This window comes from Microcoleus sp. FACHB-SPT15 (assembly GCF_014849525.1).
In the GTDB taxonomy this organism is placed as follows: domain Bacteria; phylum Cyanobacteriota; class Cyanobacteriia; order Cyanobacteriales; family Coleofasciculaceae; genus Symplocastrum; species Symplocastrum torsivum.
Genome location: NZ_JACJNU010000016.1, coordinates 120,989 through 141,052, shown reverse-complemented (window position 1 = coordinate 141,052; position 20,064 = coordinate 120,989). Strand labels below are relative to the sequence as shown.

19 protein-coding genes are annotated in these 20,064 nt (G+C 43.0%); 1 reads left to right on the top strand and 18 read right to left on the bottom strand.

Translation table 11 applies throughout. From position 1 onward, the window contains the following. Nucleotides 1-119: 119 nt before the first annotated feature. Nucleotides 120-785 (top strand): deoxyribonuclease V, encoded by a 666-nt coding sequence (nfi, locus tag H6F98_RS06230; protein ID WP_192217799.1) that lies wholly within the window; start codon nucleotides 120-122, stop codon nucleotides 783-785. A 285-nt stretch (nucleotides 786-1,070) separates the two neighbouring features. Here the strand turns inward: nfi and H6F98_RS06225 are convergent, their stop codons facing one another. The 18 genes from H6F98_RS06225 to H6F98_RS06140 all read right to left on the bottom strand — a co-directional run bounded on the left by H6F98_RS06225 (nucleotide 1,071) and on the right by H6F98_RS06140 (nucleotide 20,022). After that, nucleotides 1,071-2,420, bottom strand: a complete 1,350-nt coding sequence (locus tag H6F98_RS06225; RefSeq protein ID WP_192217798.1) for a glycosyltransferase family 4 protein — start codon at nucleotides 2,418-2,420, stop codon at nucleotides 1,071-1,073. A gap of 300 nt (nucleotides 2,421-2,720) precedes the next feature. Continuing rightward, entirely contained in the window at nucleotides 2,721-3,548 is an 828-nt protein-coding gene (locus H6F98_RS06220; RefSeq protein ID WP_192217797.1) for a glycosyltransferase family 2 protein, read from the bottom strand. A 134-nt stretch (nucleotides 3,549-3,682) separates the two neighbouring features. Further along, entirely contained in the window at nucleotides 3,683-4,330 is a 648-nt protein-coding gene (locus H6F98_RS06215; RefSeq protein WP_192217796.1) for a class I SAM-dependent methyltransferase, read from the bottom strand. A gap of 19 nt (nucleotides 4,331-4,349) precedes the next feature. Next, a complete protein-coding gene (locus tag H6F98_RS06210; protein WP_192217795.1) occupies nucleotides 4,350-5,531 on the bottom strand; it encodes a glycosyltransferase in 1,182 nt (393 codons plus the stop codon). Nucleotides 5,532-5,633: 102 nt separating this feature from the next. Next, nucleotides 5,634-6,665, bottom strand: a complete 1,032-nt coding sequence (locus tag H6F98_RS06205) for a glycosyltransferase family 4 protein (RefSeq protein ID WP_313929798.1) — start codon at nucleotides 6,663-6,665, stop codon at nucleotides 5,634-5,636. Between the two features lie 98 nt (nucleotides 6,666-6,763). Further along, entirely contained in the window at nucleotides 6,764-8,224 is a 1,461-nt protein-coding gene (locus tag H6F98_RS06200; protein WP_192217793.1) for a hypothetical protein, read from the bottom strand. A gap of 109 nt (nucleotides 8,225-8,333) precedes the next feature. Continuing rightward, the gene (locus H6F98_RS06195) at nucleotides 8,334-9,557 is read right to left on the bottom strand and encodes a glycosyltransferase family 4 protein (RefSeq protein WP_192217792.1); all 1,224 of its coding nucleotides are present in this window, start codon (nucleotides 9,555-9,557) and stop codon (nucleotides 8,334-8,336) included. 30 nt (nucleotides 9,558-9,587) lie between these two features. Next, nucleotides 9,588-10,301, bottom strand: coding sequence for an FkbM family methyltransferase (locus H6F98_RS06190; protein ID WP_206759643.1), 714 nt, complete (start codon nucleotides 10,299-10,301; stop codon nucleotides 9,588-9,590). 61 nt (nucleotides 10,302-10,362) lie between these two features. Next, the gene (locus tag H6F98_RS06185; protein ID WP_192217790.1) at nucleotides 10,363-11,082 is read right to left on the bottom strand and encodes a class I SAM-dependent methyltransferase; all 720 of its coding nucleotides are present in this window, start codon (nucleotides 11,080-11,082) and stop codon (nucleotides 10,363-10,365) included. Further along, on the bottom strand, nucleotides 11,079-11,684 hold the full coding sequence (locus H6F98_RS06180) for an acyltransferase (RefSeq protein ID WP_192217789.1): 606 nt from the start codon (nucleotides 11,682-11,684) through the stop codon (nucleotides 11,079-11,081). Before H6F98_RS06180 ends, H6F98_RS06185 begins: the two co-directional genes overlap by 4 nt. Next, nucleotides 11,681-12,814 carry a hypothetical protein gene (locus H6F98_RS06175; protein WP_192217788.1) on the bottom strand — a complete coding sequence of 378 codons (1,134 nt, stop codon included), beginning with the start codon at nucleotides 12,812-12,814 and terminating at the stop codon, nucleotides 11,681-11,683. The genes H6F98_RS06180 and H6F98_RS06175 overlap by 4 nt, the downstream gene beginning before the upstream one ends. Nucleotides 12,815-12,826: 12 nt before the next feature. Next, a complete protein-coding gene (locus H6F98_RS06170; protein WP_192217787.1) occupies nucleotides 12,827-14,020 on the bottom strand; it encodes a glycosyltransferase family 4 protein in 1,194 nt (397 codons plus the stop codon). 131 nt (nucleotides 14,021-14,151) lie between these two features. Further along, the gene (locus H6F98_RS06165) at nucleotides 14,152-14,970 is read right to left on the bottom strand and encodes an FkbM family methyltransferase (RefSeq protein WP_192217786.1); all 819 of its coding nucleotides are present in this window, start codon (nucleotides 14,968-14,970) and stop codon (nucleotides 14,152-14,154) included. Further along, nucleotides 14,967-16,076 carry a glycosyltransferase family 4 protein gene (locus tag H6F98_RS06160; protein WP_192217785.1) on the bottom strand — a complete coding sequence of 370 codons (1,110 nt, stop codon included), beginning with the start codon at nucleotides 16,074-16,076 and terminating at the stop codon, nucleotides 14,967-14,969. Before H6F98_RS06160 ends, H6F98_RS06165 begins: the two co-directional genes overlap by 4 nt. 6 nt (nucleotides 16,077-16,082) lie before the next feature. Continuing rightward, a complete protein-coding gene (locus tag H6F98_RS06155) occupies nucleotides 16,083-16,829 on the bottom strand; it encodes a class I SAM-dependent methyltransferase (protein ID WP_192217784.1) in 747 nt (248 codons plus the stop codon). Between the two features lie 11 nt (nucleotides 16,830-16,840). Further along, entirely contained in the window at nucleotides 16,841-17,968 is a 1,128-nt protein-coding gene (locus H6F98_RS06150) for a glycosyltransferase family 2 protein (RefSeq protein WP_206759642.1), read from the bottom strand. A 162-nt stretch (nucleotides 17,969-18,130) separates the two neighbouring features. Continuing rightward, nucleotides 18,131-19,318 carry a glycosyltransferase family 4 protein gene (locus H6F98_RS06145; RefSeq protein WP_192217782.1) on the bottom strand — a complete coding sequence of 396 codons (1,188 nt, stop codon included), beginning with the start codon at nucleotides 19,316-19,318 and terminating at the stop codon, nucleotides 18,131-18,133. Further along, nucleotides 19,315-20,022: a class I SAM-dependent methyltransferase gene (locus H6F98_RS06140; protein ID WP_192217781.1), complete on the bottom strand. Its 708-nt coding sequence runs from the start codon at nucleotides 20,020-20,022 to the stop codon at nucleotides 19,315-19,317. Before H6F98_RS06140 ends, H6F98_RS06145 begins: the two co-directional genes overlap by 4 nt. Between the last annotated feature and the right edge of the window lie 42 nt (nucleotides 20,023-20,064).

Sequence of the window (20,064 nt, the reverse complement as noted above, 5' to 3'; positions counted from 1 at the left end):
CAAACACGATCAATTACCGTTACTTGATTAATGCTCTTTTGGCGCGTCCCTACTTGAATAATATATTTGTACTACAAATTGGCGATCGCGCTGTGCCAGTTGCGTAAGTCCTGAAACAGATGAAAATTCACCAATGTCACGAATGGCCCTTAAACGTTGAGGAAGCGATCGCAATCCAAAACCAACTGCGATCTCAGGTGATTACTGAAGACCAGTTGGGAGATGTGCAGTATGTTGCAGGTGTTGATCTGGGTTTTGAGGAAGATGGTGCGATTTCACGGGCAGCGGTGGCGGTGTTAAGTTTTCCTGACTTGCAGCTACAGGAAAAAGCGATCGCCAAACGCCCAACGACTTTTCCTTACATTCCCGGATTCCTCTCGTTTCGAGAAATTCCGGCTATACTCGATGCTCTGGAAACAGTCAGCATAACACCTGACCTAATCGTCTGTGATGGTCAGGGTATTGCTCATCCTCGCCGCTTGGGGATTGCCTGTCATCTGGGAGTATTGATAGACATTCCGACGATTGGTGCGGCGAAGTCTCTACTTGTGGGTAAGCATGACGAGGTGCCAGTGGAGAAGGGGAGTTGGCAACCACTGCAGTATCGAGGAGAAGTTGTTGGGGCTGTGGTGCGATCGCGTACTGGTGTCAAGCCTCTTTATGTCTCCCCAGGTCATCGCATCAGCTTACCGACAGCAATTGATTATGTGCTGCGATGCACTACTAAGTATCGCTTACCAGAAACAACCCGTTGGGCAGACAAGTTGGCGTCAAACAGAAAGTAGACGTTCGCAGTGAAAGTTTCCTAGCAGTTCTGACAAGGGAAGTAGGGGAGAGTTTTTGCTGGTAGGTTATATCAATTACCTCATGTTTGCTACAGATGTTCGATCCCCCTAGACCAACTTGGCACAAACAATACCAAATAGAAAAAAGAATACTACAAATGGAAGATCCCCCTAAATCCCCCTTAACAAGGGGGACTTTGAGTGAATTCTTCCCCCTTTTTAAGGGGGGCTGGGGGGGATCTGATTTAACAGGGAAGGTAGGAAAACACGCCCTAGTGTGACTGCTCACAAATTAGATGGAGAAGGCATAGTGGAAGAATTTTCAACTCTTGTAGAACACAAAGTTTCTAGATATTGCTTAGCAATAATTTCAGGGGTAAAGTTTGCTGAAAGGTAGTGATGTCCGGCATTACCTAGAGTCTGGCCTACTTGAGAGTTGGTAGCCAAGCGACGAATAAATGCGGCTAAACCTACTCCGTCGCCATTATCAAAGGCTTCACCACACTTGGCTTCAGTCACTAACTGACGTAAATAGGAATTTGCGTTACAGATGACTGCAACTGGGCGCCCAGATGCCAAAATGCCGTAGAGTTTGCTAGGAGCAACCAAGCCTTCCATTCCATTACTAACACTGACTAAAGATAAGTCACAAGCGGTGAGAGAGTAGGGAAGGAGTAACTTCTTTTGATAGGGTAAAAAATGGCAGTTCTCTAGCTTCAAGCTATTAACTTTGTCGATACAAGCTTGACGCTTTGCACCATTACCAATGAAAACGAATTGAATGGGTTCATCTTTTAATTGTTCAGCGGCTGCCAAGATTGTATCCATGTCATGACAGCGACCCATGTTGCCTGAATAGAGGACAGTGAATTTGTCTACCAGGTTAAATTTATGGGCAAACCAATTATCCTGCTTATCAATGGGTTTGACCCAATTGGGGTCAGCCCAACTGTGAATTACGGCAATTTTTTCTTCAAGCTCTGGGCATTTGCTGGTGAGGTTCTCTTTCATCGTTGAGCTGAGGACAATCACCTTAGAAGCGTTTCTCCAAATCAAGAGGTTGAGCCAATTCCAGAAACGGACAATCCAGTGATGCGCGGGGACGACATTTAACTGAACGGCGATATCGGGGTAGAGATCGTAGAGGAGACACACATAGGGGACGCGGAAGCATAAGTGGGCGAGGTATCCCACAATCAGTAAGTAGGGAGGCTCGGTTGTGAGCAGCAGAACCTCACCGCGACTGGCGCTTTTGAGCAAATGCAGTGCCGCCCGTAGGCAAAAAAATAGACCATTTAAAGCTCTGCCACGTATCCGTCGAGACCACATTCGGGAAGTACGCGATCGCTGAATTGAAATTCCTTCTGAAGTCTCCTTTGCTGGAGCAGCCGTTTCTTGAAATGCATAACCGGGCTGCCCTGTAAAGATATGAATCTGCATTCCCAAGGCTACAAGTTGAGTGGCTAGTTCCTCAATTAATTGTCCTGTTGCAGCATAGTCAGGAGGATAAAACTGAGTAATGATCGAGAGTTTTTTTGGGAGGTCTTGTGTTGCCTGACTGCTGCTCTTTTCTCCTGTGAATTTAAAGCTTTTTTGGCTGAAGTTTGGGAGTTGAATTTTGAACAGCCAGAACATTTCTTACCTCTGTCAGTAGCTTTTCCGTGTTTTCCTATACAGCTTTACAGAGGTTCTGCTAAGAATCAGGAATAGGTTAGAATCTTAAAAGTTTATTTTTGTCAAGCCATAATTTAATGTTTCTAAATCATCTAGTAATAGAAGGCTTCTTTCACAACTACATAAAGTTTTTATTAATTAATTTGGTTGTATATGAAGTAGTGGTGTTTTTTGAGGTTTTTTTCTGTTGAAATAGAGAGAATTTGTAAGATTTCACTTACAAATGAAATCGCACCCTTTAAAGAAGCTTCTGAAATTTCTCTAACTTCCCTCAGTAATTGCAGATGGGTAGTTTGCTGAGTAAGCTTTGCCCTGATTACTAGATTTATGCAATCTCTCTGTTTCTATTAAATGAATCGAGAGCAGGATTTCTGCAAGCATTCGCTGGAAGGCATAATACCAGCCCGCCCAACCATCGAGTATACCTTTGTTAAGGATTAGGCAGTAGAACAGGATTACAAAGGGAGCAAGAATTTTTTGCTGCCGGATGCGATCGCCAAAAGTCAGTTCGTTATCCGGTGTCTCTAGTAATTTCTTGGTTTCGATAATCATGTATCGGTCTTGCGCCCATAACCATCGGCTCAGAGGTTTGCGATCGTCATGATGGATATAGGAGGAAAGCATAGCAGACTTTCCATTTACACGCAGCCGATGAGCATGTCCATCATCGACATAAACTCCTTTTTCCCTTCTAAAAAGAACTTCGCGAGGGGGAAGCAATGTCCCGCGAAGCGGCTTACCAAAAACACAATATTTAAACCGGGCAAAGTAGCCATCTAATAGCGAATCTTTTGGCAGAGCATCAATCTCAGCAATTAATTCATCAGTAACGAGGTAATCAGCATCTAGTGAGAGTATCCACTCGGTATTAATTTGCTCTAAACCGTAGTTACATTGATTAGCGAATGTATCAAAGTCTCGATAAAATATCTCTACTTGGAGATAGGAACGCAAGATTTCAAGCGTTGTGTCAGTACTGCAACTATCAATAACGACTATTCTCTTTGCCCAAGTCAGGTGGTGAAGTGTACGGTCTATATTTGGAGATTCATTAAAGGTGAGAATTAGGGGAGTGACTTCTTCAAGCATTGAGTGCATCTCACTTTTTTGGGCATACACTAATACCTACTAAGTCAATCGACACTATCCGGATATGTTTGTCAGATGTATTAGCTTTCCCCAAGTTTTTTCTAAGCCTTATACTCACCTCATAAAGCTTTGATTTAACTTAAACCTGGAAAACTATAACACAACATTGATTTCCAAAGAAATGGAGTCCGACCAGAAAACTTAAATTTAATATTCCTATAATTTTCTGTTTCTAAGAGTTGAGTAAGAGTGGAAACAGAGAAGAATTTTACATGTCCCCCATCCCAAAGCGGGTTAAAATGTGTATCCATTTTCCCTGACACAGCAAGCACAAGATTTTTCAGGTAGCCGTGATAGGGAGTAGTGAGAATTAAACGACCATTGGGCTTCAGGCATTTTTTTGCAGCCCTGACCAACTCTCTAGGATAAAGTAAGTGTTCAATCACTTCAGCGGATAGGACAATATCAAATGAATTTTCCAGTTGTGCATAAGGCAGCTCGTATATACTGGCTTGGATGAAGTGGCAATCTGGGAAGCTCCGACGGGCGATCGCAACCCCTTGTTCCGAGTCTTCTACTCCGACAACCTCATACCCTTGCTGGGCAATTAGGTGGCTGAGACTGCCATTGCCACAGCCAAGATCTAGGACACGCGGTTTGGCTTGACTAGACAGCTTTTCTTGAGAGAGCAGTTTTAGCAGTGGAGATATCAAATAGTCATGATGATGTACGGGGTTACTATCTAAATAGGAATATTCGTATTGGTTAGCGGTTGTTTCCATAGATTCGTTGGGGATGGAGTTAAGAAAAGACAGAGATAGGCTCCTGCTTAAGAATTGCTGTGTATACCTTGCTCAAATTTGAGGCAACTTGCTCCCATGTATATCGCTCAAGAATCAATTGACGAGCGCGATTTCCCATTGCTTTAGCTTGCTGAGGATGTTTCAGGCACTCAATCAAGGCATCGGCAATTTTGTCAGCGTTGATGTCAACAACATGAGCAGCTTGAGCTGATGCTGCTTCTGGAAAATTACAGCCAGTGGTAATAATGCAAGGCAATCCCGATGCCATGCCTTCTAAGACAGACATACTGAAGCCCTCGGAGTAGGAAGGTGCAACGTATACGCTAGCAGCAGCAAGCGCCGCATACTTGAGGGAGCCAGTGAGCATACCAGTGAAGGTGACAGCATCAAGGCATCCTGCTTCAGCAAAATAGCCTTGAGCCGTTGAGAGAAATCCAATGTTGTCTTGCCCTGCGACAATTAGATGTGTCTGAGGGAACTGAGCCTGTATCTTGGCAAAGGCAACAGCAAGCAAGTTTAATCCTTTCTTGGGATCGACTCGACCAAGAAACAGAATTAGTGTTTTGTTGCGAGTGTTGGGAAAGTTCTGATAAAAAAGCGCTGGGTCTGGTAATGCCTCAAAGTCTTGACGATGAATTCCATTAGGAATTAGCACCATAGGAGCCTTGATATTAAGAGGTTTAGTACGCTCTGCCTCAGTAAATGCCAACATTTGGATTGCCTTAGCATGTTGAAGAGCAGGCTTTTCCAATAGGGCATAGTAAAAGCGCTTTTTCCAAGCTTTATAGGATAGTGCCCAAGGCTCTAACATCCCTTGAGGGTTCATAACATAGGGAACTTGGCGAAGTTGGCAAGCCAAGTGAGCCGCTAAAACAGGATAAGAGAAAACAGCAATGGTATGTACTAAATCATAATCAGTGACATGCTGAAGCAACCATCCAGTTAAAGTGAAGCTTGTTTTGTACTCGCCCATCCAGTAGGGAAAGTATTGAACCCGGTAAGATTTTTCAGGAATCCAGGTATGAAGTGGAACATCCAGGCTAATAGCTCCGTTAGCATTTGTCGTGACAACATCAACGCTAATGCCTAAGTTACCAAGTGCTTGAGCTAGCTCAACTGCAATTTTAGAAGGGCCACCATAAACAAGTCCAAGGGCGGGTACGACGATTAAAATCTTCATGCAGAGCGCAACAAAGATATAGTTCTATAAACCTCTACTAAGTTCTTAGCTGTCATCCGGATGTCAATTTGCTTATCTTGCTTGGTTAATACCGTTTTCCTACTAACGATGCGCTAGGGCATACTCAACTGCCTGTATTAAGCCTTGAGCAAAGTAGTCTGGAGAAAATTTTTGGATGTGTTCAAGAGCAGCATGACTCATCTTAGCTAGGTCAATCTGTCCTAAACTGACTTTCAGCATTAAATCCGTCAATTGTTGACTATTGTCTGGATCAAAGCCAAAACCGTTGATACCTTCGATAACCAAGTCTTCAAAACAGCCACAACGATTTGATACTAATACAGGCAATCCAGCAGCCATTGCTTCATTTACCACCAGTCCCCACTGTTCCTGAATGCTGGCATGGATAAAGCAATGAGCATGGGCAAAGTAGGGTAGGAGTTCATCTTGCTGGAGAAAACCAGGTAGATGGACAAAATCCTGTAAAGCTAGTTCTGTAATGTATTTCTCAATCTGGGGACGAAGTGCGCCATCACCACAAAGCACTAAATCCCAAGCGTTAGAACCTGCTTCTTGACGATAGGCTGCATAGGATGAGATGAGAAACAAAAGATTTTTCTTTGGTACAAAGCGATTGACCGTTAAGAAGTAGGGTCGCTCAACAAGCAGAGGAAGAGACTCGATCTTCTTTGGGTGATAAGACTCATTACCTACCACGTTATAGCCTAAGAAAATTGCCTCAGCAGGCATACCTAATTCAATTAAATAACGCTTTTGGGGTTGTCCACCTACTAGTGCTGCTTTGTAGTGTTTTAGTATCCATTTTTTGAGCATTTCACTCCACCAAGAACGAGGTGCATCATCTTTCTTAGTGGCGGAAAGAAGAATAGCAGGTTTTTGGTTTCCAAGACTCCACAGAAGTGTTGCAAGCATGGCAGGTCTAGCATAGCCAGCAATTACTAAAACGTCGGGCTTGAGTTGAGATAGAACAGCATAGAGCCGTTGCAGTAGTTGAGTAGAACTTACCTCCTCAAGTTGCTGATTTTCAATTACAGAGACAACTTTGAAAGGAAGCCCTTCAACTTTAGCCTGCCAAGCATACTCAGCCTCGTGGCGTGCTAATTCAATTCCCACTATGTTCCCGCTTAACTGGGTATAGTGTTTGTAAAAGCTGGCTATTCGAGCTATGTGATAAGGACCATAACTCGTAAAAAGTATTGCAATGCAAGTCATTAGTAATAATTTAATTCCCTACTACGTAATTTTTTCTTATTGAGATTTTCTAAAAAGCGTACTAGACCATATCCAAATACAATTGGCCACAGTACAAGTAAGGTAATTTCTCGTCCAAGGTTTAACGTAATTCCGAGAGCAGCAAGAAAAAGACAAAGACGAAGCGGAGAATAACGCTGACTCCATAGCCTAGCTAAAAAGGCTGCCCATAAAGCCATTAAGAACGCTGGAGCCAACGGACCGATGTAAGGACCAAAATTAATAAGTCCTTGTCCAATTAATCCAGTTGATATAGTCGCAAAAACACCAATATCTCTAGTACTATCAGCAAATCCCCGTGCTATAGCATAGTCAATACCAACAAGAGGCTTACCAGGCCAGATTGCACGAGGAACAAAGTTAAGAAATTGTGCTAAGTAATCGCTTCCGTAATTGATGTGCAGAGTTCCTTGTTGGTAAAAACTATTGATAAAGCTAAGTTCTTCCAGCATATTTAAACCCAAATGCTTCTGCTCTGAAACGGTTGCTGTACTTTGGCTAGTGCTGTCTAACAAGGAAGCAAAACCTATATTTCGATAAGCTATTACTAAAGACAGAATATAATTTATAGCTATAAATACAGCACCTAAAACAATAATTTTTACCCACCATTTATGCTTGGATGTTAGAGCATAGCTAAAGACTGAAGGTAAAGCAACTGCCAGAAAGACATTGCGAGAACCCATCAAGATAAAATACGGCCATGAAATTAAAATCAAAACTAAATTAATAATCCGCACACTCTGCCGCGTTTGTAAGAGAAGGAGAATTCCAAAAAAAGAACACACTAAAATGTAAATGTAGGACGCAGAAGAAACGAGGAATCCGCTAGAGCCAGCCGCCGCGCCAGCCGCTCTTCCCCACATATGCCCACCAGTGCGAGAGCTAATTGGAAACAATGCACCAAAAATATCTCCCTTCATACGACTAATTCCGTACATTAATAGAACTAGCCATATAGCCGAAAGGTAGGTCAAAAGTCTAGCTGGATTAATTGATGTGGTTATTACTTTTGCCTGATGTGGCAATGAATTTATCAAAACAATTTTTTTCGATAATTGTGGAACAAAAAACCTGAAGCTACCCAGGAACAAAATAATTTGCAAATAACAGTTTTCTAAAATTTCTGTTGAGAATTTAGTTAAGTTTTCAGGAGTATATACTGTTTCAGTTAAATACCACACCGCAACAGTTATATAAATAAGAATTGATGGGATTTTCCAAACAATGTTTTTTTTGATTAAAGCTTCTAAGAACAGAATAAATAGCAGGCAAACAGCTAAGTTATAATAAAAATTTAGCTTAGGAATAGAGACAGAAAAAACGTTAATTAAATCTCCAAGATAAAAACCTAAAAAACAGCCAAGAGCTAATAAAGGAATGAACCACAAAAAAAATAAAACTTTGTTTTGTCCGACCATATTATTTAATGGTTACTTTAAGAAGTAAATCAAGCCAGATATTCTAAAATCGATTTTTCTGAAACTTGCAATTTATACAGAATTGATTTTGCAATCTAAGTAATAATACTTAACAAAAATCAGATAGACATAGGAAGATACGAAGTTTATTCCGAAAGTTTTGCCATGAAAAACGTTCAGCACAAAACCGAGCTTTTTGACGAAGTTCAGGATTTGCAGGTAGCCTTTGTGCTAAATACTCAAGTTGATAGGTAAGCTGGTCTAAATTCCCCACTTCTGTAAGAAAAATACCGTCTTCCTCTCCACCTAAGTCAGGCAAGCAAGTATTGAATGTGCCAAGTACAGGGCAACCATAACTAAGGGCTTCTAGAAAAACTTGACCAAACCCTTCTATTAGAGAGGGCATGACGAAAAGAGAACTAGTTTTATAGAGGTTCCGCAGGTTTTGCACATCCGTGCCTCGAATTAAGCGGACTTGGGGCGTTTCATGGATAAGAACTTCTATGCCAGGATCTAGATTTCTACAAACCAGTGTTAATAGGCTTTCTTTGGGGAGATGGGCTTTTCGCCATGCATACAGCAGGTGGTGTAAACCTTTGCGCTGGACTCCAGAACCGACAAAAAGAGCTTGAAAACTATCTACTTTAGGCTCTTGAAACGGCAGTATAGGTGAGTCAATACCATAAGGAATCACCTGGCAGAGATTGGGTTCTGCTCCAGCTACTACTAGAGTTTTTTGCGTAAAACTACTGGCACACAAAATTAGATCAGCGTGCTTCCAACAGTCTCTAACTCTAACTTGTAGTTGAGGTGATAAATGCTTACCTGTTTCTTCTTGAAACGAGTGTTGTACAAATGGAAAGCGTTTTAAGTCTTCTGTTAACAAATGAGTTTGAAATTCTGAGTGTGGATGATATTGAAACAAGACTCTACGAGGAGCATGACGATAGGACGCACGAAAAGCTTCCCAGGCATAGGGTTCATAGAGTAGTAAGTCACTCTTGGTTCTCTGCGCCTGTGCTGCCGCCGCACGGGCAAAATTTTGGTCGAGCCAAGAGTAGCTACTACTAGGAGAGAATCCTAGACGATGGCGTATATGTTCAAGTAAAGTAGTTCTCCAGAGACAGCTCACCTGCTCAATAGGAATGCCAACTTCTGAGCGGAAGGCAAGTTTACTTTGCCAGGTTTTGGGTAAGATTGGAGCTAGTCTCTGAAGAGACTTGACAGCGTAAAAATCGGTGATTAGCTGCTCTAAATAACCCTTTTCAGCCAGAGCTAAGGGAACTTGGTAGTTATCACGACGCCCTCGAAATGCACAGACATACTGGCTCATATCAATATAAGCAAAAACATAAAATGTAGTTCAGGATATGTCTGACACAAGCCACCAATTTAACTCTGATCTTGTTTCTCTACCAATGAGCGGTAATGGTTGTTGGTTCACTTGTTTAAGTTTGATACCGTGAGCCAAAAAGTTTTGGGTCAGTATCTCCAGAAAAGATTCATGGTGAACCTCAATCAAAAAGTAGTTTGCGGGGTTTAACCACAAAGAAGCACCTTCGATAACTTCTAGCTCAGCTCCTTCTACATCAATCTTAATTAGTGCATTGTCTTGTGTGTAGGAAGTATCTATTCGGTGTGCGATTCCCTTTGGGATAGCTTCGCTTAACGCATCTAGCGTCATCATTCCAGATTTCACCTCAGCTCCCACTAAACAATTGTGCAAAGAGAATTGGATTTTATCTTGCGGCTGGTTTTTAATGCTAGTTTGTAATTCTTCAATATGCTGCTTCAATGGCTCGAAGGCAATAATTTTTGCTGATTTCCCTAGACGACGAAATGCCGCAGCGCAACCAAAGGTAAAGTAGCCATCATTAGCACCAACATCTAAGACTGTATTAACGCGAGGCAATACAGTTTCTATCCATCCATTTAGCTCATGTTCGTAAATACCGAAAACTTTACGCAGAGAACATCGAGGATTAAGATGAATCCTTGCTCCTCGAAAAGGTCCATTTAAGACGGGTAAGGGAATGCTGTGATTAGGGAGTAATGTCTTAACGAAGGGGACTACCATGCTCATCTTGCTGGATTAGTGACAATTATTTATACAAACTATTTGCTCTTCAACCGGGAAACTATTTCTTATTTCGGGCAATAAGCAGGAGATGTCCGGCAGAAATGATTGAACCCAACCGAGTATCACTCGTTCCTCCCGTGCTGGTAATTCGCAGAGTTTTCCAAACTTGTCGAAGTGTTTTTAAACTCTGATAAACTGAGTAAGAATAGGCTAAACCATCGCCTTCGCTGATAGTATATCCTTTGCCTTTTGTTTTAATCCAGTCTGCAATTGACCAGAGTCCCAGCGAAAAGATGCCGTATTTCAGGAAGCGTAAGAGTAAGGAACCTTGACCCATAAAATTACAGTCTGAGATGCAAACCATCTGAGATGCAACCCGTGACATTTCCTGAATCATTTTTTCCGGTTCTTTAACATGGTGTAATGTAGCAAATTCGCAGACTAAATCGAAGCTATTGTCTGGAAAAGCGAGTTGGTAAGCATCACCATCTATCAAGTCTTCTGGCGGAATTCCTTTCTTATAACCCTGTTCACGCAAAGCGGCTACTGGTTCAATGCCCTTGACTACTAAATCGGGAAAACGGTTTTTCAGCCAGAGAACTGTGCGTCCTGTACCTGCCCCCACATCTAATACACTGCGAATCTGATAAAACTGGATATACCCTGCAAGTAAATGTAAAGCCAAGACGTGTTCTTGGTCTTTGTCCAAGTGCATTTCATCATAAGATATAGCAGTCTGAGCATAGTACTGACGCTGAATTTCAATTTCTTTAGTCATGACTGTAGCTTTTGTTTGAGTTTGGGAAAGGGTAATTCTAGCCAGTGGTGAAAGCAAGATGCTAAGGGTAAGGTAATAACCATTACTAATCCTAAAACAACTAAAAATAAACCAGCTACGTTGAACAAATTTAATGGAATAGCTGATTGAATATAGGGAACAAATATCTGGTGCAAAAGATACACTGGATAGCTGATTTGTCCGAAATAGAGAATGGGTTGCCAAACAGCATGAGGTTGAAGACGATTTTCGTTGGTAACAATGCACCAAATTAGAAAGCCAACTAGACTACCTAAAATAGGTTCGTATATTACCTTTACAGTAGACCCAATAGAAATCCAGAGAATTATCAGGAAAAAAACGCTCAAGCCATATTTGAGGCGTAGGCGTATGCCTTGCACGAAGAAGATACTAACTCCTAGAGAACCACCATACTTTAGCCAACTTACCCAAACGGTTGAGGCATCGGTAAGGTGGGCATCAGCCTCGAAGGAAGGTAGAACGTGAAAACAAACTACAGCCAGCACGGCTAAGCCACGAATGATGTCAAGGCTCCAGAACCGGGAAGCTTGAGAGGTAGGAGTGCTGTCTATTGAACTCATAATTGCGATACCCAGTGTTCAAGAGTCTGAGCGCGAATTGACCAGATTTGCTGCTGAGCAAACTCCAATTGCCTTAAACGTTTCTCGCGAACGTCTGCTGTTTCTTCGAGGGCTAGCTGCTTGTACAGTTGTGCGATCGCCTCTTGTGCCGAATGAAAAATCGTAATCCACTCCGGATACAGGCGACACTCTGGGATATCACTACTCAATACTGGGCGACAACTGGCAATGCCATCCATGATTTTGGTGGGGCAGGCAGCTTGGTTAAACGGATGAGTGACTGTGTAGGGAATCCAGTTCACCGCAAAAGACCAGTAGTACTGCGTTACCTGAGCTTGAGGTACTTTACCAACGTGGCGGACATTGGGTAATGCCAATGCTGCCGCACGGTTGGCTTGCCAATCCTGTCCGTGGCTTCCTCCTGCAAAGTCATCCAAACCACCGACAAACACAAATGTAGTGTCCGGACAAGCTTGTGCTACCTGGTAAACCAATCGCCAATCAACTCGTTCAATCAGGTTTCCGATGTAACCGACAGTCATTGGCTCAGGCGATCGCTCCGGCTGAAGATTGAGGTAAGATTCTACAACCCCCAAGGGATAGTGGCGAATGCGATCAGCTTTGTAAGGGTAGCGCTTTTGTAGGGCATCAACTTGAAATTGAGAAAGGCAGAGGGTGAGGGTAGCGCGTTCGACTAACTCGGCTTCCAGTTTCAAAATTTTGTCTTTACGGGATGGCTGATAGAGGATGTAGTCATCCAAGTTGTAATAAATCAGCTTTTCTGACGGTACCTTGTGTACCCAACGGGCAAGGTAAGGATAAGGCGCGACGACCCAAGGATGTTCCCCCGTCGTTTCCTGGAGTTGCTGACACCAGCGTTGAATTTGCCTTTGTAGGTAAGGTCGAAACAGCCACTCGAACTGTCCGGCATAACCAGGAGGGAGGACGTACATCGACCGTTGTAATAAGGCTGGTGGGGTGGTGTTGGGCCAGGTGGGTCGCAGACGACGGTAGTTCAGCCAATCATAAAAGTAGGTTGCGTGGGTAGCCTGATTTTTGCCAAGCGCTTCTGCTAGGGCATAAACCCAAGGTGTGTTAGCAGAGAGAAAGAGAAAGCTGAGTTGACCCATATCAATAAAGGCCTATAAACCGCGAAGGTCGCGTAGCCAGTAGCCAAGACGAGGCGATCGCCCAATAAATTCTCGAATTGCTGATCGCACGGATGCGGGAACAAGCTGAAAGCGTCGGAGTGGAGGTTTATAGGTGGTTGGTTGCTGACCCGCTTTACTTCTTTCTAAGGGGGCAAGTGTGGAAATGCGAGCAATGAGGGATTCGTAGCCTTGCCACATGACGGCTTCATCGAAGTTGGAGCGTGCGCGTTCAATTACAGCCGTACTAAATGCTGGATAATTTTCACAGGCATACAGAACTTGTCTGGCTAGAACGTCTATATTCCCTAATGGTGCAAATAATCCTGTTTGATTAGCTGTGACGATTTCTTTGGTTCCGGTGTCGATATCCCAAGCTACTGGTACGCATCCCATACTCATTGCTTCAATCGTCGCCATACCAAATGGCTCAACGCGACTTAGCATGAGTACAACTTTGGCTGATGCAGCCTTAGAAAAAATCAGGTCGCGGTTAACACGACCATAAACCTGTATCCGTTCAGAATGAGGCAACTGGTCAATCTTCGCTTTAAACTCTGGCGTTACACGACCGAACCAGTGCAACTTTCCAGTAAACCCAAATTTAACTAACTTTTTCCATAGCTTGATAGCATCAAATGCGCCCTTGGTAGGATTATCGCCACCTAAAAATATCAGTTCATTTTGCCTGATGCGATTCAGTTCCGGGAGTTCCGGGAAGACACAGCCATTGAGTATTACAGATAGTTTCTCAGCCTGTTTTAAGGACTGTCGAAACTGGCTGGTGATCGTCTCGGATACAACAGCGATCGCTTCTAACTGATCTTCTTGTGTAACGGCTGTGCGCCAGTACCGAGGGGCAGTGTCATGGACAACATAAACACACTTGACGCTAGAAGGTAAATAAGGAATCACAGCATCAGCTTGCTCACAGCCATTCAGAAACAGAGCATCCTGTGGATTGTCCTCTAGCCATTGCAGCAGGGCTTCTGGTGCTTCTTGAGCCGTATTGCTCAATCCTAAAGACGATACTCGAAAATCATGATCAGTACCTATCCAGCCAGTGGATACAAGAACCATAAGCAGTGTTGTCTCATGTCCAGCTTTGGCAGCTTGACGACAACAAGATAAAGCGACAGAGGCGACTCCACCACCTCGATCATCAGGGATTAGCCAACAGAGTTTCATAGTTGTAGATTTCAGGAAGGCACTTCAAGATTTACGAAGAATCAAAACATCGCATCCTCCTATTAGTTGTCTGAATACTCCTATTTATTTCCTCTAAAAACTCTTTATTATTTATCGCTAATGCAGGTAATTTATGCTGGAATAGCAATCCAGTTTTCTAAATTAATCTGATGGATAGTTTCTAAATTTACTGGCATTAAACCACCTTGATTGTTGAGCTTGCTAATCTGATAACCGTTTTGCACTAGCATCTGTGTAGGTACTTCTGGTTCAAATCCGGCTTTTTTCGTTAAAATCGGGCAAACCTCATAGTAAATTAGCTGGACTTGTTGACGCTTAAGTATTTCCTCAGCGCCTTGAAACACAAGAGTTTCGTATCCTTCTACGTCAACCTTCAGAAAAGCAATCTTGTTGATGGACTGCTTTTTTATGTAAGAATCCAACGCTGTGCATGGGACAGAAACACTGTACTGAGCCTCTGAGGTTGCCATACTACAGGTAGCCCTATGAATTGGGTCAGCGATGAAAGATACTTCACCGTTATGTTTACCTACAGCACATTGTTGTGCTTTGACGTTGGTGAGACCATTGATGGCAATATTGGCTTGTAAAGATTGAAATGTGGAAAGATTTGGCTCAAAGGCATGTACCTGCCGTTCGGGAAACTGTTTGGCTAAAATTGCAGTGATGAGTCCCAGGTTTGCCCCAATGTCGATTAAGTCGCCTGAGCCTAAAGGGTAATTTTGCAGAAACTCTCTCTCTTTGCGGCTGACATATTGATTACAGGAATGAAATTCACTGAAACCGCTTAGACCAGTAACTTTGATGCCATCAGGAAAAACCCGTATCGCTTGACCTGAGTTTGTCAGTTTACTTACCCAGTAACTTGAATAGTTCCAAGCAATTTCGGGATTTGAGAGAAGAGTTTTAGCATTGCGAAGCAGATTCATTGGTTCACCTTAATAACCGATGTCCAAGCTTGATGTGCAGATGCCATATCAAATCCATCAAAGTAGCGATCGCGTATCTTATCCATACGGATTGACCCATTCGCTACCTGTTCTAGAGCAGTGAGCATCCCCTGACTTAGTTCAGAGGAATTATTGGGAGAGACTAATAACCCTACTTTCGGAAAGCCTTTGTATAGATCAGGAATTCCTCCCACAGGAGCAGCGACACAAAAGCGTCCAGCTTGCATGAGTTCCAGGAGGGTAAAGCAGGGACCACCTTCAAAACGTGAGGGATAGACAAAGAAATGACAATCAGCCATTATTTGCCTTAAATCTTTGCGGTGGTCATAGGCACCGTGAAATACAACCTGCTTTTGGATACCGAGACTTATCGCTAACGCTTCCAGTTGGCTTTGGTCTGGTCCTCGACCGTAGAGGTGTAACTCAACCTGCTGCCATTCTTGAACTACAGGTACTAGAGCTTGCAACAGGGTATCCAAATTCTTCTGCTTGATATCGAGACGCCCGATAAACCCAATCTTCCAGGGTGGATCAGGAGGAAGGGGAATTGGTTCTGGGAAGAAAAGTAGATTGTGGTATGGAACTACATGCACCTGCCCTGTGTACCCATACACTTCCTTAAACTGGTGAGCCGTACACTTTGAAACGGAAATCACCGCATCTGTCTCAGCCACTGCCTGACAGAACTTTTCACCATAGGGAGGTACTGGCGACAGGAATTCTGGTGCAAACATCCAACTTGCCGCGATGCGGGCTTGGCGCTGATGCACCAACCGAACCATTCTGAGGTAAAGTTCAGGCATGGGCTGACGCACGCAGAATACCCAATCCCCAGGTTGCAGTTGGGTTGCCAACCAAGTCAGCATGAAGTGCTGTCTGACTAACCAGCGATCGCCTGGTAATCGCCTCTGACGGTAAACTTCTATGCCCTTCTCTACCAACTCATCGACTAGTGGACATTGCTCTAACTCTGCCACCACCACCCGAAAGGGTATCTCTTGATTGTGTAAATGAAGAGCTAAAGCGTGCAGATAGGTTTCGATACCGCCAGCTTGATACAGTACATCAGAGTAGAGAAAAATCATGATGCACTATCCACGCACGGACATGATTTTCCAAGGGTTTACCTGGTTCGGATGAACCTTCGACTGAATAGCATTCTCATAGTGCTGTTTTTGCTCTCCAGCCCAGGCTGGAGAGTAAATGGCCACATCAGAGCCAATGATATGAGCGATCGGAAGCTTTTCAGAAAGCTGCTTTAGATATTCGGGAACACCATTCTTACCATCGAAATAACCCCAGTTGGCGTAATCGTGCCAGAGGATAAAGCCAGTTGGAGAGACCAGAGGCAAAACAAGTTCAGTGTCATGCTTCACACCCTCGTAGGAATGATCGGCATCAATGAAAATCAGGTCGTATGAACCAGGCATATCCTGTTGATACATTGACGTACTGGTTTCACCAATACGGCGCTCAATCATTGAGGCATAACGAGTATTCCGGTAGGCTTCGCCGTGTTCAGGATAGCGGTCTACAGTGACAATTTTGGCATCAGACGAAACGTGTTGTGCCAAGTAGAGAGCTGTATAGCCTCGGAAACTTCCCACTTCCAGCAGCTTTTTCGGCTTGGAACATAGCGCAACTTTCAGTAGCATTACCACATCAGCTGTAGGGGTAGACCAAGCACCACGGGGCAGTTGATGCAGAGTAACAGGTTGCTCGTTAAAGTCTTCAAACAAGTCTTGGAGTGAAAGCTCAGGTAAAGTCAGACGTTGTTTCAGAAAATGGCAGAGAGTGCGATCGGCGAAGGGGCGATAATAAAAGAAAGACTTGAGCATTTTCTTGATTTTTAACTGCTAAAAGAGTCCAAGCGAGAAATTTTCTTGTTTTTTGATGATTTAAATAAACCTAAGATTCTTGATAGATTTATCATTATTATTCCATAAGCATCAAAAGCAAAAAGACTACATCCACCTCCAAAATTACTAAACATAAATTTAATTAGATTTAATTTTAATCTGAGATTTCTACCTAGTTTTTGCTCATGGGCACCGTTTATAGCCGCATAGACTTGCTCCGGTGTTCCGGCTTTCATAGCTTGGCGCATAATCAAAAAGTAATATCTCACAATCTCATTGCGTATATAGATTGTATCTAATCCATTGTTTTGAAGAAAATTCTTGACTGCATCTAAACTATCAAAAGCTTTTTGAATACCTTCCGGACTTTTCTTCAAATTTTCTATTCTTCCAGTCCCATGATGACGCCAAAAATGAAGGCAAGCACTTATATATCGAGAGCGAGGGCGTAAATAGGCGGAACGAACATTGTATTCAAAATCTTGCCATCGTGCTAGATTCTCATTCCAAGGACCAGTTAACACACAGAGATTTCTTCTATATAATCCACTCCAACCTGTATTAGGTATTTTCATGACTTCGGCTGTTACCATCAAGGTTTCACAAGTTAGTAAATCTTCAATATTGTATTGAGTAAATAAAAGTTCTTCAATACTTTTAAACACCTTATATTCAGACCAAACGTAATCACACTTTGGTGAAAGGTTAAGGGCAGCTACATGAATCTCAATTTTCATTGGGTGTAAGACATCGTCAGAATCCAAATACTGAATGTATTCTCCATTGGATTCAATCAAGCCAATATTCCTTGCTGCCGGAGCACCTTTGTTATCTTGATAAAAATAACGAATAGAAAATCTTGAATCTTGGCGAGATGTCGCTATCCATTGATCGATCAGCAACTTTGTATTGTCAGTAGAACCGTCATCGATCACAATTAGTTCAATAGGTCGATAGGTTTGGAATTTAACGGATTCAAGGGTTTCAGGGAGAAAATTAACTCGGTTATAGCTTGGAATGATAACAGAAACTAATCCAGGATCATAATCTTCACTCATCCATCGCCCGTGGCACGTCTTAGTTGTAAAATCTGAACTAGAATCACGAATTATATCCATCTTTTCTATATGCTATTTAACCTATTACACAAGCAATTTCATGACTCCATTCAAAGAATTTATTCTCAGAATAGGTCTTGACTCCAGGCTAATGCGACATGCTATAAGATGCTATGTTCACCGGTGCAAAAATTGAGACTTAGATGTAACGGATATTCCTTATTATTTATTTTTTAAGCTGGAGCTAAGTCCCAGTATTCTTAGTAATTCTCCTTGCTCCTTTTCCCAAGAGAAATGTTCTTTTGCCCTACGCCAGCCAGCTTCACCTAGGCGCACTCGTAAGTCAGGATCGCGGGTAAGCGCAACCAAGCATTCTGCCATTCCCACACTATCTCCTTCATCAACCAAATAGCCCGTGAAGGTATCTAACACAGCTTCCGGAATTCCAGCATGATGAGTTGAAACTACTGGCAGGCTTTGAGCCATTGCTTCCAAAATCGCTACAGGTAACCCTTCCTCATTTCCACTCTCTGGATCGGTCATGCTATGTTGCAGAAAGATATCAGCCTTTTTCATCAACTGCTGCACAACTGCATTAGATTGACCACCATGTAGTGTCACTTTCTCACCCAAGTTAAAGATACGGACAAATTCTTGAGCAGAGGGTAGCAATTCACCAGCGCCTACATAATCTAACCGTAACTTTGGACAGGTTTCAGAAGCTTGACGAAATGCCTCCAAAGTTTTGAGCGGTGCTTTTTTAGCTACCATGCGTCCTACAGCTAGACAGTGAACAATTTCCTGTTCAGTCCTTTTTAAGGGATTATCAGACACCTCAATTCCATAGGGCACAACATGCACCTTATTGGGCTGCAAACCCAGAGATAAAAGCCTCTCCCGACTGGCTTGGCTCATGGTAATAATTCCACCAGTTTCGTTGTAGCGTAAATATTTCTTCCGCCATTTAGCATCCTGCAAGCTGTATGAAACATCGTAGCCATGAGCATGACCAAAAAACTGGATGCCTAACTCTTGAGCAACTTGCAGCCAGGGAAAGCATAAGTCTAAGTACTCTCCCATAATTACCTGTACTTGGTACTTCTGTAAGAACTCTTTTGCAGCCTCTTTGATAAATTCCCAAGGACGCTCTGCTGGTCGCCAGCCCAAGTTTTGCGTAACGGACTGAACCATTTGGGTAGCAGCTCGAACCATACGTTCTCTGTACCCGCCTTTGTGGAGCCAATTCCTTACCAAGATAGGGCAATCTACGTTCCAATCATCAGCATCAGAGCTATTGACTGCCGCTACTATAACTGTGTTTCCTGGCAGTAAATCCTGCATGTGTCTCTGAATAAAAGTCTCGGAACGAGCGCCAATTCTTGGTGCAACAATCGCAAGGGGCTTGTTCATAATGAAGGCTTAATTGCTGTTCCTGAGATACCAGTGATCATCAGGCTTTCTGAGAATTCTATTGGTGGCATATCTAGCTTTGCCAATAACCGGACAACTGGAAGAAGTAGCATTGAAAGAATCGTCCGTTTACGTGGTGGCATTGGTCGGCGTCGTACCCATAAGCCAATCATTTGAGCTAAACTTGCATCCCAACCACCAAGAGCTTTAAAGTTTATTTGCTCAAATCCAGCATTTCGGAGGTGACGCTCTAGAGCATACGGAGTGTAACGATACTCATCGTGTGGCACATCATGCAGTGGCCAAAGAAAAGGTACGGTGAAGAATAGTATGCCACCCGGTTTCAAGACACGAATTAATTCACTCATCACTACTTTAGGCTCTGGGCAGTGTTCAAAAACTTCAGTTGCCAAGACGCAATCAACTGAGCTGTCTGCTAATGGTATGGTGATCCCATCCCATTCCAAATCAGGCTTTTGGTAGGCGTTATCTTTCAGGTCTAAGCCAATGTATTTTTCTGTGCGGCTTGGTGGTGTCAGCACTAGCTGCTTATAAGGCATGTAGCCACAGCCAATATCCAAAAGAGTTCCACAAAAACTTGGTAAAGTCTCCTTTAGGGCACTCAGAATAGAACTCCGCACTAAAAATCTGTCAAGATTTTCTGCTGTGCAACGAGGATTTAAGAACGTTTCTTGTAGATTCATTGCCTATTCCTACCAAAACTTCAAACGGCAGTCTAAGTTATT

Coding starts and splice junctions, on each gene's coding strand:
- H6F98_RS06185 (WP_192217790.1), bottom strand. CDS start 11,082: ATGACTAAAGAAATTGAAATTCAGCGTCAGTACTATGCTCAGACTGCT.
- H6F98_RS06165 (WP_192217786.1), bottom strand. CDS start 14,970: ATGAATCTGCTTCGCAATGCTAAAACTCTTCTCTCAAATCCCGAAATT.
- H6F98_RS06210 (WP_192217795.1), bottom strand. CDS start 5,531: ATGAAGATTTTAATCGTCGTACCCGCCCTTGGACTTGTTTATGGTGGC.
- H6F98_RS06190 (WP_206759643.1), bottom strand. CDS start 10,301: ATGGTAGTCCCCTTCGTTAAGACATTACTCCCTAATCACAGCATTCCC.
- H6F98_RS06200 (WP_192217793.1), bottom strand. CDS start 8,224: ATGGTCGGACAAAACAAAGTTTTATTTTTTTTGTGGTTCATTCCTTTA.
- H6F98_RS06220 (WP_192217797.1), bottom strand. CDS start 3,548: ATGCTTGAAGAAGTCACTCCCCTAATTCTCACCTTTAATGAATCTCCA.
- H6F98_RS06140 (WP_192217781.1), bottom strand. CDS start 20,022: ATGAATCTACAAGAAACGTTCTTAAATCCTCGTTGCACAGCAGAAAAT.
- H6F98_RS06215 (WP_192217796.1), bottom strand. CDS start 4,330: ATGGAAACAACCGCTAACCAATACGAATATTCCTATTTAGATAGTAAC.
- H6F98_RS06225 (WP_192217798.1), bottom strand. CDS start 2,420: ATGTTCTGGCTGTTCAAAATTCAACTCCCAAACTTCAGCCAAAAAAGC.
- H6F98_RS06175 (WP_192217788.1), bottom strand. CDS start 12,814: ATGGGTCAACTCAGCTTTCTCTTTCTCTCTGCTAACACACCTTGGGTT.
- H6F98_RS06160 (WP_192217785.1), bottom strand. CDS start 16,076: ATGATTTTTCTCTACTCTGATGTACTGTATCAAGCTGGCGGTATCGAA.
- H6F98_RS06170 (WP_192217787.1), bottom strand. CDS start 14,020: ATGAAACTCTGTTGGCTAATCCCTGATGATCGAGGTGGTGGAGTCGCC.
- H6F98_RS06145 (WP_192217782.1), bottom strand. CDS start 19,318: ATGAACAAGCCCCTTGCGATTGTTGCACCAAGAATTGGCGCTCGTTCC.
- nfi (WP_192217799.1), top strand. CDS start 120: ATGAAAATTCACCAATGTCACGAATGGCCCTTAAACGTTGAGGAAGCG.
- H6F98_RS06180 (WP_192217789.1), bottom strand. CDS start 11,684: ATGAGTTCAATAGACAGCACTCCTACCTCTCAAGCTTCCCGGTTCTGG.
- H6F98_RS06195 (WP_192217792.1), bottom strand. CDS start 9,557: ATGAGCCAGTATGTCTGTGCATTTCGAGGGCGTCGTGATAACTACCAA.
- H6F98_RS06155 (WP_192217784.1), bottom strand. CDS start 16,829: ATGCTCAAGTCTTTCTTTTATTATCGCCCCTTCGCCGATCGCACTCTC.
- H6F98_RS06150 (WP_206759642.1), bottom strand. CDS start 17,968: ATGGATATAATTCGTGATTCTAGTTCAGATTTTACAACTAAGACGTGC.